Source organism: Ktedonobacter racemifer DSM 44963 (assembly GCF_000178855.1).
Taxonomy (GTDB): domain Bacteria; phylum Chloroflexota; class Ktedonobacteria; order Ktedonobacterales; family Ktedonobacteraceae; genus Ktedonobacter; species Ktedonobacter racemifer.
On sequence record NZ_ADVG01000003.1, the window covers coordinates 1954252 to 1970234 of the forward strand.

Here is a 15983-nt window from a genome sequence, read left to right on the forward strand (position 1 = left end):
CATGATCTTGTGCTTCCTCAATATCTACTCCAACGTGTTGGCGAGCAATAGCACCGACACGTTGAAATTCACTTGATCCTAATGTGGTCTGGATATACAAGTATTCAGTGACGACTCTCCACGCCTAAAGGCGGGGGCTTCTCAGGAGGCTTGCGCTTCCTGAAGGCTCCGTCCGAGCCAAAGCGCTTTGGTGTTGATAGCAGTATTGTGGTCTCTATCCAGTTCATAGCCACATTTACATGAATGCCAACGCTCTGAGAGTGGTTTCTTGACCACTATTCCACAACCACTGTATATTTGGTTGGTCTTGCGTGGGTCAACTTTCTCCACCTGCACCGTAGCAGCCTCTGCCGCTTTGTACTCGCACATGGCTATGAACATCGACCATCCAGCGTCTCCAATTGACTTGTTCAATCCAGACTTTGCACTCCCCCCATTGGGAAGGTATTGTCCTGTGACCTCATCCTGCTTAGGCTTTGCCCTTCGTGAGAGAGTGGAGGGCGCTCCCTCCTCAAAGACAAGCGTTTCGTAGGTGTTCATCAGACAACGTGACCATTGATGCAAGTAGTCATGACGCTGGTAGCTCGCCTGCATAGGAAGGCGAGCTACCAGCGTCATGACTGCCTTTTTGCGTCGGTTGGACCTATGCTTCTTGCGTGACAAGGCTTGCTGCGCCATCTCAAGCTTCTTCTCAGCTTTGCGATAAAATAGTGTATATCAGGGGATATACATGGGTTTTCTCATGTACACGCAAAATTTCTCGCTTTTATCTGTTCTCTGCGGGCGAAGGTCGCGGACTGACCCGGCAAGATCGCTCCTTTTCGCCTAAAAACTGGACCGAAGGAGAGGAGATTTTGCTCATCATTCAAGCCCTTTTGCTCGTGAATTTACAACTACGGAATGTGTGAACGTGCTTCTAGAGCCGTGCTGCTAAAAGCAAGAGTTGAGTTGCTCACTCTTCGGGGCATTTACCAGTCGTGGCACACCATGTAATTGGTTGATTCGCTTTCATCGCTTGAACAACGATGCGAATCATCGCCAGAGGAAGCGTGAGTCCCGCAATCACCGCTGCTTTGTCTCGTTTCCACTTCCCAGTACCGCAGGATCTCGGGGGTGCTTTAACCCCGACAGATTCGCGCATCGCGGTCGCTCGACTTTCACAAAGCCATGCCCACTACTGACATAGGGCTGTCACTCCACTCCCATATACTTCCTGTAGTTGGAGCAAACATTTACCGATAGTACCCCAGAAAGGGAAACTTCTATGAAACCACGAATTACGGTCATTACCCTGGGTGTAGATGATCTGGAGAGGTCACTTGCCTTCTATCGAAATGGCCTTGGCTTTCCCACGCAAGGAATCATTGGGAAGGAATTTGAACATGGAGCAGTCGCCTTCTTTGACATGCAGCCTGGCCTGAAGCTCGCCCTCTGGTCCCGAGCCGACATTGCTCATGACACAAACATTGCCCCAACTGACCATAGCCCTACTGAACTCACCATCGGACATAACGTCAGCAGTAGAGAAGAGGTTGATGCGGTCATGCAGCAGGCTCAAAGCGCAGGAGCACAGATCATCAAACCAGCAAGAGAGACATTCTGGGGCGGCTATGCTGGCTACTTTAAAGATCCCGACGATCATCTATGGGAAGTTGTCTGGAATCCCCACCTCTTGCCGGAATAGACATATCTTCCCAATTGAGTGGAGCTTGCTCCCATGCCCCCGGTTGAGAGCGAATAGCGGAGCGCCTTTCCCAGTTTCTCAAGAGGCTATCCAGGCCGTAATCCTGTTGGATCATCATCATTGCAACATTGTGATGGCTAAACAATTATGGCCCGCGATTGCCCGCCTGGGAGGCTACCTCGATTGGAAGAGCGATGGTACACCGGGATGGCAGATCTTATGAAGGATGGATGCTGGTGATGAATAGCTGGAAGGGCATTCATTACCTGCATCCATCCTTCATGATTTGTGTGTACGTGTCTGGCCTTCCAGGCACAGAATGCTTTACCCAGCCTCAACGGTATGAGACGAAAAATGACGGATTCGATCGATCGCTTGCAGTAGTTGCGCCAGGACCTGTTCGACCTGTTCCAATCTGGTCCAATCTTCCGCCTCAAAGGTATCGAGCATCAGGGCAGAAGGCATGCTTGAGAGTAACATCCCTCCGCCTCGCACAAATTCCGTTGTGTGCTCTCGCCAACGCGTACGAGTCTGCTGCTCGTGACTCAAGGTATTGCGCTCAAGCACGCTTTCTCGTGCCTGAGAGGTCGCGCTGGCAAGATGTCGTGAGAGTGTTTCGCGTTGGGCGCTTAACTCCCTTACCTGTCGCTCTAACGCCTGAATGTGTTGCTGTACCTGCGCTGGGAGAACGGGCTCCTCGCGTTCCCTTTGCTTGTGGCACTCGACTTCCTGGCTCAGTTGCAGGCGTTCCTGTTCCAGGAGCATGATCCGTTGGCGAAGCTGGAGCAATGCCGTGTCGTCTGGCATCTGCTCTGATGACGCGGTGAGGTGATGTTCTTCGACTGTTCCCTGACGGGCCTGCTCTTTGGCTGCTCGCACAGCCGGGCGTGTGAGCGGGATATGCTGTTCTTCAATCTGTCTGAGCACATCCTCAGGTGCATCAAGCAGCTCATACAGAGCGCTGATGGGGATCGCACCGAATCGGTGGATGCGTTCCCCAAAGCGCTCTGCCACGCGCATGAAGTTCTGGCAGCTTTGTCGACTGAGTCCCAGCTCGCCTTTCGCCCAGGTCATAAAGTGCCCGTGTGGAAGGCGATCTTTGACGGCACGGAGATTGAGTCCGATACGCACGACATCTTCGGCTGTTCGTTTGAGGTACCCCTGTGTCTCAACCGTCTTTTGATACACAAAGTGACGTGTCTCCTCATCGAGAAGAGAATAGTCGAACGTGAGCTGCTGGTCCGGCGCTTGCTCATCCTGTCGTTGGGGCGTTTGCATGCTGGACACAATTCATTCCTTTCCTGAAACGGAGGACGATGCCTCTGCCTCTTCTGTATGGTGGGCGATACGAGGGAGGAGCGCTTGGGGGAGCGCAACCCCTTCGGGCAGCGGGGGAAGCGGGGGCAGTGGCTGTCGCATGTGAAACGGGTTCTCTCGCAAATGGGTGGCCTGCGCGTCAAACAGCTGTTCAATCATCTCTTTGGCCTGCTCGGGTTGCTTGACGATATGGTGAATGGCTTTGGCAATTTCCGCGGTCATGGCACTCAGTACCATGAGGTTGCTCATCTCCGTGGCACACCAGGCGTCGGCAAAGGCATGTTCGTTTTGCTCATAGGTCCAGGCGTGATGCTTGGCTTCCATCACCTTGCGAATGACGGCCAGGGCAGTCACCTGCTCAAACCAGTGGATGTGCGCGGGTGTGCTGAGCCATCGGTAGCGCTGCGTGTATTTGGTGATGAGCCAGGTGCGGTAGAGCCTGGCGAGCGGCTCTGCGTTCTGCGTCAGGGAGAGCAGGTTCACGGGGTGTGGAAGCGAGGCAAGGAACTTGTTCCAGGTGCGCTCGTTACAGAGATCCTTCCCATGCAAGAGAAACGATCTTCCACGTGGATCAACCAGTTCAAGGTCTGCCGGAAGCTGATGCAGCGCCAGGCACTGGGTGAAGTTCGCGCCGCGTACCGCCGAGAGGGCCTGGCGTTCGGCATACTGTTCGAGAATGCGCTCCTCGCTCTGTTCCTGTGTCCCTACTTGCGTGTGAAGAGAAGATGAAAAAAGATGCATCTTTGTGACGTCCTTTCTATGACAATCTCGCTAATAATGGTGTTTGCCTTCCTTGCCGTGAAGAGCCTGCCGCTAATGAGGGTGCCCATCACCGGGTAGTGATGATGGCGTCATCTCCGCTTTCGGACGGCGGATACGGATGCGTTTCTCACCCGGAGGTGATGCAGTGATCGTTTGTGCCACCGAGAGGAATGTGGTGTCAGGCGAGGATGATGATGGTGCCACATCCGTTTCCTGGGCACGTGTGACTGGCCCTGCCTGTGCTGCTGATGTTTGTGTCGGTTCATGCGTATTCTCTTTCTTGCGTGAATGATGTGTCCCATGGCGCACGTTGAGTATCTCAAGCAGGGTATCGACCTCACCGACCGGTCGACCGTAGCGCAGCGCGTATTGCTCACGCAGGTGGTCTGCTTGCTCCCCCCAACCAGACGGGGGAAGATCAAGGGTGAGGGAAAAGAACGGGAGTCGCTGCCCATTGAGCGACCAGCGGGCATAGCAGGTGTAGTCAGGGAGATTGGTCACGTCTTCGGGGCTGAGCAGATGCCCCAACTCATGTCGCAGCAAGTAGGCATCTTCTCCGGCGAGTGTAAAGACAAAGAGGTGATCGGCGTTTGCGAACACGGTTGGACGCAAGGCCCGATCGACGACATCAAGTTGCGCCAGGGATTGGGTTGCCAGGACCAGGAAGGTGCCCGCTTTGCGGAGTTCGCTCAGGATGGAGCTGTAATTGACGGGGTAATTCTTGAACTCGTCGACCAGGAGCAAAAAGACACTGCGTTCTGACGGCGGCAAAGAGAGTTGCCGGGAGAGCGCCGCTGAGAAAAGCCCCAATACGGAAGCTCCGATGAGTGAGGAAACATCCTGTCCCACCTGCCCGCTGGCGGTATTGACCAGCAGGATCTGTTGCCGTTTCACGATCTGCGCAAAGTTGATCGTAGAGGTAGGTTGCCCAAGCAGGCGCCGTGACATGGGTGCGCTGGCAAAGGCTGAGATTTTGGTGAGCACCGGCGTGGTAATCTCATCCTGCATTCTGGCATCGAGGCGCTCATAGTACTGGTGCCACCAGTCAAGCACATGCACATCTTCGACCAGATCGAGCACGCGTGCGCGAAAACTCTGCTTATTGAGCAAGACCGTGAGATCGAGGAGCGTATATTGGTGCACCGGACCCTGGTGGGGATCCGTATGTACGAGTGTCCGGTTGGCCTCGAAGAGAGCCTTCAAAGAAAATCGCATCACATTCTCGACACGCGGTCCCCAGGCCGAACTCCAGATGCCTTTAAAGGTGGTGAGCAGATGACTGACGATAAGGTCCGCCTCTTCTGGTGAAGAAACCTGGGTGGCATCAAGAGGATTGATCCCAGGAGAGTACCCTTGATGGTGATGCAGGTCAATGAGGACAACATCCTTCTCTCGCTCTGGTGGCAGGAGGCCCAGAAGATCATTGATCAAATCTCCATGAGGCTCCATCACACAGAGACCAGGGTGTGGTCTTGGGCAGGTGGAGAGATGAGCCAGCGCCAGGTGATGAAAAAGGGTGCTCTTGCCTTTGCCAGTACGCCCTATCACGAATTTGTGCTTGAGCAATTCCGAGGGAGGGAAGCGCACCGATACCCTTTTGCCAGCATGGGTGGACGTGCCAATCTGCCACCCATTCCCGGTCGCGAGCACATGAGGGGCGAGCAGAGAGCGCTCTTGCCGTTGTTCCACATTGGTCCCTTCACTCAACTGGTCGCCAGATGGCAGATGCCAGAGGGTGGCTACTTCTTCCCCGGTGAGAAAGAGAGAGCCCAGGTGCAGGTGTTTCCACCAGGTGCCTTCCCGCGTCAAGCGCTGCGCGTGACGTGCAGAGAGCCTGTGGGAGGTGAAGTAGGCCGTTGAGGTGTGGCAGTGTCTATAGGCGGCAACGAGGGTGGCATGAATGTGTTGATGGTGTCGTTGCTGTGCTCGCTTGCGCTGAAACGCTTGCCAGGAGGACGCGAGCCCCGCTCTGATAGTGGCGAGCACCTGTGGCATTTGTTGCGTCTGTGCAAGCGATTGCCCTTGATTCGCATCCGTCTGGGGAGCCTCTTCGATCAGATAGACACGTAGACGCGCCCGGTAAGCACTCTTGCCGATTTTCTCGCCTACTCGTTTCATGTCATAGTATCTCGTACTCCCAAACAGACGCTCTCCCAGAGAGCGTATGCCTCTGATTGTTCCCGCGATGAGTATGATTCCCACCACCAGCCCTACCCCAAGGATGGCTTGCTGGGAAGAGGAAAGATGGGGAAGGGAGCCATGCAGGAGACTGAGCATGTCCTCCTGGAGCCATGGAGGGAGAAGGTGATGCGCCTGGCCATAATTCCAGCCAACCAGTAACGTCACCACGATGCCCAGAAGTAGTATTTGCTCCCAGCCTGGTGCGCCTCGGTGCAGGCGTGATAGCGCCTCTCGACGTTGCTCTCGCTCTTCTTCAAGCGGGTGCTCTACGGAGAGGCGTTGATACGTGCGAGCCCAGGTTGGCGGTAGCGGAGTGAGCGCCAGTTGGGTGACTGCGCGTATCCCGGCGGGAAGATGCTCAAGCGTGGTGAGCACCCCGAGCAACGGATCGATCCCTTGCTCAGGGGACTTCCCTGGAGACCAGGATCGCAGTGTCTCGTAGGCTTCGCCCCCGGCTCGCAGCTCCATCGCACTTACCAGTTCATGTTCTTGTACGTGTAATGGATCTTCTTCTGGGGGAATGTGGCGTACGATGGCCTGGGGATAGCGCACCTGGATCTGCCGTGTCGCGGCACGTAAAGCGTCTTCAGAGGGGGCGCGTAGCAGAAATTGCACGCTGCGTGCCTGGTGTGCGTTGGCAGGTGTGCTTGCGATTTCCAGAGCGAGCGCGCTTCCTTGCAGCACCAGTGACTGCATGGTGCCTTCCAGGGCGCTGCGTTCTACCAGTGTCATCCCGCGAGCGGGGATGATACGGGCGACAAAGGAGAGAGACTTTTGTTGTGCCAATGGCCAGAGGCTCTTCATACTGTCTTTCCTTCCTTCTGTGTCTGCTGGCGTTGAACCGCCAGTTCTTGTGGATCGGTGGTGATGAGGGCATGTTCTTCAGGGGAGGCATTCATTTCAACCAGCATGCGTTTGGAGCCAACGGAGAGCAAGGCCCGGTTTTGCTGTATGGAGAGCAGCAACTGCTCTTCTTCCTGGGTCAACCCGAAGGCCTCACGAGCTGCCTGAGCGCCGACGCTATCCAGGCGTTTTAAGACTTTGATGAGCGCGTTCTGCGCGATGATATTGCCGTAGGGGTTGAGAATGAATTGTTCTGGGTTCTGGGTGATGGTGACCAGGCTCAAGTAATGCTTGCGTGCCTCACGTGCTAAGCGTTCCAGAAAGCGCCCACCCTCCTCATGCGCGATGAGGGACCAGGCCTCATCGATATAGCAACGCCTGGGACGTGGGTGAAAGAGGGCCTGCGACCAGATGAGTTCCGCGATCAAAAACATCCCGATGGGACGCAGTTCTCGACTCCCACGGAGTTCACTCACATCAAAACTGATGAGCGAGGTCTCAAGCGTCACACTGGTCTGGCGATTGAAGAGACCAGACAGGCTGCCATGGACGTAGCGCTCCAGTCGGTCAGCCAGCCCATAGTCATCCTGGCCAACTACTCCGCTTTTGAGCACATCGTAGAGATCGCGCAAGAAAGGCGCCTGCCGGTCATGGGTGCGTGGTTCTGTCGTGATACCCACCCGCCGGTAGCACTCATAGAAGGCCCGATCCAGGAAGGCCTTCTCGCGCGCAGAGAGCGTGGTAGGATGAGGGATGTACTCAGCGAGCAGCAGATCCAGGAAGGCGTGGAGCTGCGTCATCTTTTCTGCGAGCCGGTCCCCTCGCCGCTGGGTGGTGACATACCAGTCCATGTCGATGCCATGTGGGAGCACATCAAAGGGATTGATGGCGTGCTCCGAGCCTGGGGAGAGGCGAAGGATGGTCCCACCAAACACGTCGACCAGCCGCTCATACTCGCGGGAAGGATCGAGAATGAGCACCTGGGTGTCGGGATGGCGGAAGCGTTCATGCAACAGCCACAGCTTGACGGCATACGACTTCCCACTTCCGGTGACTCCTCCCCAGAACTCATGCGGACTTTCCAGCACCCAGGGATTGAGCAGAACGGGTTCACCACTCGTAGTTACCCCTACAAAGGTGCCGTCCTGCATGGCGAACGACTCACTCATGAAGGGGAAGGTACAGGCGGCGACCGTACTGGTGGTTGTGAAGGTACGTCCCAACGTATCCATACAGGTGGGCTGACATGTGCGGAAGGCCTCTGCATGTTCAAGCGTCGTTGGATGGGCCACGAAGAGGTGCTGGTGCAGGATCTGGCGCAGGCGGTCGGTGCGCGCGTTGAGCGTGGCGAGGTCGGGCGCGCGGACTAGCAAGTAGAATCCCATCTCCAGCATGCTCTCTTCCCCTGAGGCCAGCGGCCCAATGAGTGCTGTTACATCGGCTTCAGCTACCTGGAGGGTCGGGTCCTGCTGTCTCCCTCGATGCAGGTTCATCCGCTGAGTGGAGGCGTACTGCTCTTTGCGGAAGAGCAGCCGCTTGACGAATTCCGCCGTGTTTTGTGGCGAGAAATGAAAACACAGATCAAAAATCTCATCACAGGCGAGGAGCGGCGAGAGACACCCCTCCACAATCTCGCGTGGGAAACCAACAATGGCGAGGCCGCGCACATATTCCTCACCGACCTGTAGATAGCGCGGGGTCACGCGAACGCTTTCCGGGGCCAGCAGGTCTTTGAGGGCCATGAGGTCGGCAGGTGCCAGCAAATGGTCACGGGCTGAGGGCAGGAGCAAGGTCTCCTCCATTTGTGCGGTGTACGGATCGAATGAGGTCTCTTCCTCCTGTGACGAGGGAGAGAGCACGTCAAGGGCTGGACGCGCGAGCGGTTTGTCGGAGAGCGCAAAGATGCTCTCAGGCAGTGGAAAGCGCAGCGCCTGCTCTCCCTGGAGGGCACCATGGGTCAGATCGGCCAGTTCTTTGCCTGCCAGCCGATGACTGAGTAACCCCATCGCAGCCAGTTGATGCTGTATTGCCTGCACGCGGGTGGCAAGGATCTGCTGGGCTTCATCCAGGTGGGCTTGGCGCGCACGCGTTCTGGCTCGACGACTGAGCAGGCGCCTGAGGGAGCTGTTCCAGGTGCCCTGTACTCCTTCTTGATCAGCGGTGAGCAGAAGGTAAAAGCGGCGATCAATGAGCGTGCGCTGGGCTCCAAGTAGACGCATGGCGCGTTCATGCGAGACGGCAATCTCAAAGGCTTCTCCTTGCCACTGGTCCGTGTGGGTATGAAGGTGTTCCACATAGGAGGAGAGGTCCATCGGCTTCGAACGAATAAGCATCTGGATGGGAAAACGCAGCGAACGCAGAAGGGCGCGAAAGGCCAGCATCATCGTCGAGCGTTCCTCTTGAGATTTCAGGGTGTAGTTGGTCGCCCGAATCTCAAGGGCTGCCAGGTAGTCACGTTCTTGCGGTTCCTCTGCCAGAGGTGCACGATTGACCTGCACATCCTGAACAATGTGATCAAGAAAGACAAACTGGTGCTGCACGCTCCCATGTTTTCGGCTCCGTCGATGCTGGCGACGAAAACGAGGTGGACGCTGGCGGCGTGCACGCTCTGAACGAATCTTTTCCGTCTGAGAGTGTTCCTGATGCGCTGTGAGGAGCACTGGTTCGTTGGCAATCTGCTCATCCTTCACGATCATGACCATCCCTCCTGTTCGTGTTCACTTTGGCTGTGTTCCTCCTGCCGTGTGTGAGCTCTTTTTCGTGCACGAAGACGACGCTGCTCGGCCTCATCCCATTTGGCGCTGCGCCAGACGTAGGTCACCGGAGCCAGGCGCGCGCGCATCCAGACCACGACCCAGAGTTCAAGCGAGCGATCTGCAATCTGGAGGAAGGTGAAGGCGAGTGTCACCAGAATGAGTGGAAGCACGACCAGCAAGGCGAGGCCTCGACTCCAGAGGAGCTCTCCTCCCCAGGCCATGGCCCAGGTCAGGACCTGGAGCCAGATGGCATAGGTGACACTCGCCCCGGTGATCAGGACCAGGAGCTGACGAGCCGTCAGCCCAAAGAGCAGCTTATCAGGTTCGTTCATATGCGTGGGCACGGTGTAGGTCTGGCGTCTGGTAGATACCTCTGTCGTGTGAGTCGATGTCATTGCAAAAAAACTCCTTTCATCTATACCTCTTTTCCCCTCAAGGGGCGGCGTTATTGATGATGGACGAGATGGCGGTTGCGAGCAACACGAGGGCCAGCCCTCCCAGGGCGCGGTAGAGCGCGGCCTTCGCGTGATCCTGAGATCGCTCATGAGGAAACATGAGGCCGATCGCACCCCACGCAAAGAAGAAGAGGGCAACCGCATAGGCCACGGGTTTGATGCCATTGTCGTAGAGGTTTTTGAAAAACTGGGTGATAGTGGAGGCATCGCCTCCTCCCCCAGCGGCTGCGATTGCGAGTGGGAAGAGTGGATGGGGAATGGGAGGGGCAGCGAGCCAGCCCACCAGGTGAAGCGCGGGCAGTCCTTCCAGGACCCGCATCACAGTGGCAGCGAGTATTGGGTGCCAGTAAATCATGGGTATCATCGTGTTCTCCTTTTCGTTCTTTGTTTAGGAAAGGGTCAGAGGGTGGAGGTAGCCCACCACCTCAAAGGCATTCCAGTACCCATTCTGGGTATTGATTGATCCATCGGGATTGAGCGGAAGGGTTTGAATCGGGAACTCGCCATTGGCCTGGGCAAAGGTAATGGCGGTATGGTGAGGGTCAACGCCAAGGACAATACTCACATGCCCGTAGGCCCCTCCGTTCCAGGCCATGATATCGCCGGGCTGGGGCGTGGCGCCGCGGATGGGCAGACGCTCCCACCCAGGCTGAGAGGCAAAGTGGTCCCAGTACTGATTGGCGTTCTGGCCCTGCACGGGGAGTGGCTGGACGTAGGCATAGGCGGCGATGACGAAGACCACGCACTGGAAGGTGTCTGGACTCCAGGAGATACATCCTGGACAGTGAGTGTTCGCCCAGGCGATGATCTCAGGCGGGAAGCCCGCGTCATAGTAGTGGTCAGCGCTGCTGCCCTGACAATCGGTGGCAAGGCGCACTGGCGTGCAATGGAGGTGGGCTGCCATCTTGAGCGCCCATTGCACCACTTCGCCACGTTTGCCCAAGCCCGAGGTATTGATGGTCTGAAGCCCGGAATATGCTGACTGAGGTATTCCCTGGGCCTGTGCATCCATCGCCACGGTCATGCTTGTGCCAAACATCCCAAGCACGATAAGGATCATGCCGCCAAGAAGGAGGAACTTGAGCATCCCTTCTCACCTACCTTTCTTCCCTTTCGCTTAGAGGGCCGCGATGGCTCGAATGGCCATCGACTCGACCTGGGTGGTGACCTGCGATTGGGCGGTGTCTGCTTGCTGTTGCGCCTGCAAGATCGGGCGCAGGGCATAGTTCTGGATCATGGAGGGCAAGCGCGGGACCAGGTAGAACATGGCCCCACTCAGAAGAAGCGCCACAATCTGCTGGATGATGGTGTCGAGCCCCACGACTGGGCCTGTGCTGATCTGGATGCTGGTGCTGTAGCTGACCAGGAGCCCTCCCAGGCTCAGCGCGGTGACCTGAATAAACTGGATCATGACGGTGGAGACAAAGGCAGAGAGCCAGATCTGGCCCCAGCGCTGGGTTTGCGGGAGAGCCAGGCAGAGCAGGCCCAGGGGGGAGAGGGCTGTGAGCAGGGCAACCACCGCCAGTCGGACGAGCATCTGCCAGGCGAGCCAGAGCATGTGCCAGAAGAGAAAAATCACAAACCAGATGCGCAGTAAGAACCCGATGGCGACCTGGTCGGGTGTTTGCCCCACAAAGGTAATCATCAGGGAGAGGGTGTCTTTGAGAAAGGAGTGGAGAAATAGCTCGTCGACGCCCAGGCAGAGGGCATTATTGAAGTCAATGATGAGCCGACACACATACAGGCTGATGTGGGCGGCAAGAAAGGCCACGCAGAGTCGCGGGAGGGCTTCATGCAAGGAGGGCATGGGAACGCCAATGCTTCGCCCAATGAGCATGTTATAGGCCAGGAAGCCGACAAGGACCACCACAGCGGTATCCAGAAAGCCCAGCTCCCAGCTCACCATCTGTTGAATCTGGGTGTTGTTGTAGGTGGCGAGCGCCGGGGTCTGGGACAGAAAATTGAAGGGATTCTGCATGAAGAGTTCGATAATGGGGCGCACGACATTCCAGATTTGCTCAGTCAGGTTGGCCAGGAACTCATTGCTGTAGCACGTGACATCTCCAATGCCACAGGCAAAGGCTTGCTGATGAGAGGATGGGCTGAGAAGCATGCCTGTGTCTTCGCCTCCACCTGCCTGGGTGACGGGAGGAGCAGAAAGCGAGGTTCCCTGAACGGCGGGAGATGCGCCAGAGGGAGCAGGCGGATGAACAGTGAGCAGCATCCCCACCATCACAAGCAGAACAATCCCTCCCCATCGCGTGAGCATGACATACGGTCTTCTTGTCATAAGTGAGAGTAAGGCGCGAGTAAACAGGTGAGACATCGAGTAGCTCCTTCTTCGTTGTTGATCTCTCTGTGTCAGGGGTAAGTGTACTCAACGAGGGTATGAAATGGGAAGAGGAAAACCACCCAATAGTGGGCGAAGTTCTTCCCAGTTTAGGGCGAAGTCAGAGCCACATGGGTGCGAGGTGTGCCTGTATATTCGCTCGAGGCGCACGTTGAGGCCGATACATTGGGAGCCACTCCTTGCCAGCAGCGGAAGAGGTTTTTTCTGCTACCGGAAGTGCAGAGAGATCTTCAGTTGCAGCCCTGGAGGATGGAGACGATCGACCTGATTGCTCATCAGTGCCAACCATAGCGAAATGGCTGATTTGTTTTTGTGTGAGGTGATATGTACTCACTTCACTATCATTATTTTCATGTTTCTTTTTTGGTGAAAGAGAATATATGAGATGAGTGAATTCATCACGCGCGTGCGCGCGTGTATGCGTATGTCTCTCTCGGGTCTGCGTTTGTTGCGCAGAAGGGTCGACCTTTTCTGGTGCTAAAGGTCTATAATCTTCAACGATCATAGACTCGTTTCCAGAAGATCGAGTATTTTTCGCAAGAGTCGAAGTTTTGAGCAAAGGTCTCGTATTCTCGCCAATGCTAGACTTTTTATCGAAGCGGCCCGTAAAACCCTTGGCTTTAGCCATAGGGATAGAAGGGCCGTTCCTTTTCTGGTGGATAGGATGGGGTGGAAAGCTTGATAGTAGGTAGCTTCTCGCTGTATACTGTTTCTATGGATGCAATACCATACAAATCCAATAAAAATGTCTATTACTCGTGCAAGTATCACGTGGTCTGGTGTCCTAAATATCGGCGCAAGGTACTTGTAGAACCGATAGCAGAACGATTGAAACAGATCATTACGCAGGTTTGCCAGGAGCATCAAGCCGATCTTCTGAGCATGGAGATCATGCCAGATCATGTCCATCTCCTGGTGGAATGCGATCCACAATTTGGCATTCATCGGTTGATACGTTTGCTGAAAGGTCGTTCCTCTCGACTCTTACGTCAGGAGTTTCCACCATTGAAAAGCAAGCTTCCTACGCTTTGGACCAACTCGTATTTTCTGAGTACGGTTGGCTGCGCACCGCTTTCAGTCATCAAGCAATATATCGAGAATCAAAAGCATGTGTAGTCTCAACACCTACAAATTCAGGCTCTATCCGACAAGAAAGCAAGCAGAGAAGCTAGAATGGACGCTTGCTCGATGTTGTGAGCTGTACAATGCGGGTGCGACAAGCACTTACCTTTTGACACTATCTGAAGCAACAAACAAAGAAGTTTGTTGGTAAGATTCAGCCTCTCCCCCAAGAGGCTGATGGCTACGAGCGTAGCTACCAAAGAAGCATTGGTGGTGAAAGAGCTGCTCGGACAATGTGGACGCCAGAAGAAAGCTATCCCCTCTGAAGCGGTCTGCTAGCCAAAGATCACCAGGGTTACGAAAGAAAGCTCTGCCTGATGGGTCGTTAAGAGCAACACGGCCTGATGATAGCCAATCTCGCAAGAGAACAACCGTGAGTATCGGGTAAGGAGTACACTGCGTTTACTCCAGAAAGCTACATGGCGTTTAGCGAAGGCGATGTTACAGGGGTAGAAACTAGCCTCCCGATACGGCAGACGAGATGCGTCTGTATCCGGCCTAGAGGAGCGACCCGAAGGTGATCGTAGTGGGTCAACTGGTAAACTTGTGAGAGCTTCTTTGCCCGCCCGAAAGGGCTACGGTTGCTTGCACTTGATGGGCAAGGGAGCAGTCAGAGCCACCATAGTACCCAGGAAAGCCAGCTAACACCTGGACTGAGGGGAAGGGTGGCAGTTATCCCATAAACCGAGGAGAGTATGAGAGGACTGGATACGTATGTCCGATATCATCAAAGCTCAACAAGGTTTAGCCCGAAAAGCGGAAGCAGACCGAACTCACCGTTTTGAAGATCTCTATCATCTTTTGTGCAAGAGGGAGTGGATTGACGAAGCCCTCCGACACGTGCTGGACAACGACGGCTCACAAACAGCAGGCGTTGACGGGATGAGTTGGAAAGCTTTCAATGATGTGGACAAGAGCGACTTCGAGAACGAGAAGTTCAGACAACAATTCATTGAGACCTTGCAAGCGGAACTGAAAAACCGCACGTTCAAACCGATGCCCGTGAGACGGGTAGAGATACCTAAGCCCGGAACGAACAAGAAGCGACCTTTAGGAATTCCAACCATTAAAGATCGCTGTGTTCAAACTCTGCTGAAAATGCTCATGGAGCCGATATGGGAAGCAGATTTTTACTACTTCTCCAACGGCTTTCGGCCTGGGCGTAACACGATGGATTGCGTGCAGCCCTTGTACCAATTAGGCAATACCACTACCGGATACCGATGGGTGATTGAAGGAGACATAAAAGCGTGTTTTGACCGCATACCCCACGACAAGTTAGTCGCTGAGGTAGCACGACGGATCGCTGACCCAAACATTCTCAAACTCATTAGAAGCTTTCTCAAAAGCGGCATAATGGATCATGAAAAGTTGGCCCCCAGCGAAGAAGGCACGCCCCAAGGCGGCATTGCATCGCCTTTACTCGCCAATATCTATTTGCATCGGTTCGATGAATGGTACCACGAACACTACGGGATGCCAGATAGACAAACAGACGTGGCGAAGTGGTCTGCTTGGCAACGAGCAAGAAAGAAAGGGAAAGGCAAAGCCGCAACGCAAATGTTTCGTTACGCTGATGACTGGATTATCGTCGTACGCGGAACACAAGCACAAGCCCAGGAAATCAAGCAGGAATGCAAACGCTTCCTTCAAGACGAACTGGGATTAGAGCTAAGCGAAGAGAAGACCGTCATCACTCACATCATCGATGGATTTGATTTCCTGGGATATCGCATCTTCCGCTGTAACCGAACCTCTAATGGCAATATCGTTGGCGTCTTTATGCAGCCAACGGAAAAGGGCCTAAAGCGGATCAGGCAGAAGATTAAAGAGATGACCAACAAAAAGACACTCAATGATGATTACTTGCACAAGCTTGAGGCCATCAACTCCCTGATAGGAGGATGGGCGAGCTACTACAGAGCGGTCAATCCTTGCCGAATCTTTGACAAACTAGACCGATATGTCTGGATACGACTGAGACGCTGGTTGCAAAAGAAGTATCAGATAAGCTCATTCCAGGTAAGGAAGCAATACATGCGGCATCGCAATGGGCCAGAAGGAGGCTATGCCGAATTCGCCGCCCAAGACGTGGAAGGAAAGTGGTTGTGGCGAAGACGAGCAATGCGCACAAAACTGATTCATTACCGCCCTTCATGGAAACGACATTGGCCCAACCCCTATCTAGAGAAGAAGAAAGTCGAGCAATTCGTACTCCCAACGCTCAAAAACGCCTGGCATGGTAACAGAGAAGCTCCGATCTATGATGCCAATCGAAGGGAAGCATTGAAAAGGGCCAAAGGTTGCTGTGAGCGGTGCGGAAAAGCAACGAAGCTCTTTACGCACCACAAAAACAGGATAAAAACAGGGAAACGAAAGCTCAGACAAGCAGACAATCGACCAGAGATGCTGGAAGCTATCTGTTTTGAGTGTCACACAAAGGAACATCGGGCAGAACGCATCCATCAGAACAAAGTGAAGTTCAAGAAAAGAAGCCAATTGGGTTAAGGATA

At 54.7% G+C, this 15983-nt stretch carries 13 protein-coding genes and 1 pseudogene; 4 read left to right on the forward strand and 10 right to left on the reverse strand.

The genetic code is table 11. From position 1 onward, the window contains the following. Positions 1 to 141 precede the first annotated feature (141 nt). Positions 142 to 699 (reverse strand): annotated as a pseudogene (locus tag KRAC_RS37635) (RNA-guided endonuclease InsQ/TnpB family protein); the annotation flags it as partial. 565 nt (positions 700 to 1264) lie between these two features. Between KRAC_RS37635 and KRAC_RS37640 the strand changes: the two are divergent. After that, a complete protein-coding gene (locus KRAC_RS37640; protein WP_007916470.1) occupies positions 1265 to 1684 on the forward strand; it encodes a VOC family protein in 420 nt (139 codons plus the stop codon). Between the two features lie 324 nt (positions 1685 to 2008). On the opposite strand, the gene KRAC_RS63260 is transcribed toward KRAC_RS37640, so the two are convergent. The 9 genes from KRAC_RS63260 to KRAC_RS37685 form a co-directional block, all read right to left on the reverse strand. Continuing rightward, the gene (locus KRAC_RS63260; protein WP_052568887.1) at positions 2009 to 2962 is read right to left on the reverse strand and encodes a DUF3102 domain-containing protein; all 954 of its coding nucleotides are present in this window, start codon (positions 2960 to 2962) and stop codon (positions 2009 to 2011) included. Between the two features lie 12 nt (positions 2963 to 2974). Further along, positions 2975 to 3742 (reverse strand): hypothetical protein, encoded by a 768-nt coding sequence (locus tag KRAC_RS37650; protein ID WP_007916473.1) that lies wholly within the window; start codon positions 3740 to 3742, stop codon positions 2975 to 2977. A gap of 72 nt (positions 3743 to 3814) precedes the next feature. Beyond that, entirely contained in the window at positions 3815 to 6748 is a 2934-nt protein-coding gene (locus KRAC_RS37655; RefSeq protein WP_007916476.1) for a type IV secretory system conjugative DNA transfer family protein, read from the reverse strand. Further along, positions 6745 to 9483 carry a VirB4 family type IV secretion system protein gene (locus KRAC_RS37660; protein WP_007916478.1) on the reverse strand — a complete coding sequence of 913 codons (2739 nt, stop codon included), beginning with the start codon at positions 9481 to 9483 and terminating at the stop codon, positions 6745 to 6747. Before KRAC_RS37660 ends, KRAC_RS37655 begins: the two co-directional genes overlap by 4 nt. Next, on the reverse strand, positions 9480 to 9938 hold the full coding sequence (locus KRAC_RS37665; RefSeq protein ID WP_007916480.1) for a PrgI family protein: 459 nt from the start codon (positions 9936 to 9938) through the stop codon (positions 9480 to 9482). Before KRAC_RS37665 ends, KRAC_RS37660 begins: the two co-directional genes overlap by 4 nt. Before the next feature lie 37 nt (positions 9939 to 9975). Beyond that, positions 9976 to 10362, reverse strand: coding sequence for a hypothetical protein (locus KRAC_RS37670; RefSeq protein WP_007916482.1), 387 nt, complete (start codon positions 10360 to 10362; stop codon positions 9976 to 9978). 24 nt (positions 10363 to 10386) lie between these two features. Further along, positions 10387 to 11085, reverse strand: a complete 699-nt coding sequence (locus KRAC_RS37675) for a CHAP domain-containing protein (RefSeq protein ID WP_007916483.1) — start codon at positions 11083 to 11085, stop codon at positions 10387 to 10389. A gap of 30 nt (positions 11086 to 11115) precedes the next feature. Beyond that, positions 11116 to 12267 (reverse strand): type IV secretion system protein, encoded by a 1152-nt coding sequence (locus KRAC_RS37680; RefSeq protein WP_244422440.1) that lies wholly within the window; start codon positions 12265 to 12267, stop codon positions 11116 to 11118. Between the two features lie 181 nt (positions 12268 to 12448). Continuing rightward, the gene (locus tag KRAC_RS37685; RefSeq protein WP_157507548.1) at positions 12449 to 12853 is read right to left on the reverse strand and encodes a hypothetical protein; all 405 of its coding nucleotides are present in this window, start codon (positions 12851 to 12853) and stop codon (positions 12449 to 12451) included. A 209-nt stretch (positions 12854 to 13062) separates the two neighbouring features. Between KRAC_RS37685 and tnpA the strand changes: the two genes are divergently transcribed. The 3 genes from tnpA (at position 13063) to ltrA (ending at position 15978) form a co-directional block, all read left to right on the forward strand. Continuing rightward, on the forward strand, positions 13063 to 13464 hold the full coding sequence (tnpA, locus tag KRAC_RS37690) for an IS200/IS605 family transposase (RefSeq protein ID WP_007916486.1): 402 nt from the start codon (positions 13063 to 13065) through the stop codon (positions 13462 to 13464). Then, complete coding sequence (locus KRAC_RS79990; protein WP_083814999.1) at positions 13457 to 13621, forward strand: helix-turn-helix domain-containing protein; 165 nt, start codon at positions 13457 to 13459, stop codon at positions 13619 to 13621. The genes tnpA and KRAC_RS79990 overlap by 8 nt, the downstream gene beginning before the upstream one ends. 563 nt (positions 13622 to 14184) lie before the next feature. After that, entirely contained in the window at positions 14185 to 15978 is a 1794-nt protein-coding gene (gene ltrA, locus KRAC_RS37695) for a group II intron reverse transcriptase/maturase (RefSeq protein ID WP_007916487.1), read from the forward strand. Positions 15979 to 15983 lie beyond the last annotated feature (5 nt).